Origin of the sequence: Pseudomonas sp. IT-347P (assembly GCF_949768005.1) — a bacterium.
Lineage (GTDB): Bacteria > Pseudomonadota > Gammaproteobacteria > Pseudomonadales > Pseudomonadaceae > Aquipseudomonas.
The window spans coordinates 1-321 of the sequence record NZ_CATKPQ010000032.1; the positions used below are offsets into that span (position 1 = coordinate 1).

The following is a 321-nucleotide window of genomic DNA, read 5'->3' on the forward strand; positions in this document are numbered from 1 at the left end:
CGGTGCGGCCAGCCGCTGGACTTCGCCGATGGTGCGGATGAACTGGCTATTGGAGCGTAAGTCGGGAGAGGCATCGGTTTTTTTCAGGCGATAGGACAGGGTGATCTGCGCCTTGGCCAACTGGCGCAGTACGGCATTGGGGACCGTGTGTTCCACAACGCTCGGCACGTTTGTCAGCGCCGGGTATTCTTTTTCCAGATCAATCGCTAGCCCTTCGACGGGTGTGCCCTTGATCCGGATGAAGGGAATGTCACCGACCTTGAACTGGCTGGTATCCGTGGCGATGATCTGCACGGTGCCGTCGGCGTCGCCCAGCTTGTC

The 321-nt window shown here is 59.8% G+C and carries 1 protein-coding gene; it reads right to left on the reverse strand.

What is annotated here, in order from left to right:
- On the reverse strand, positions 1 to 321 hold a 321-nt coding region (locus tag ACM6IV_RS12765), incomplete at both ends, for a hypothetical protein (protein WP_414870269.1).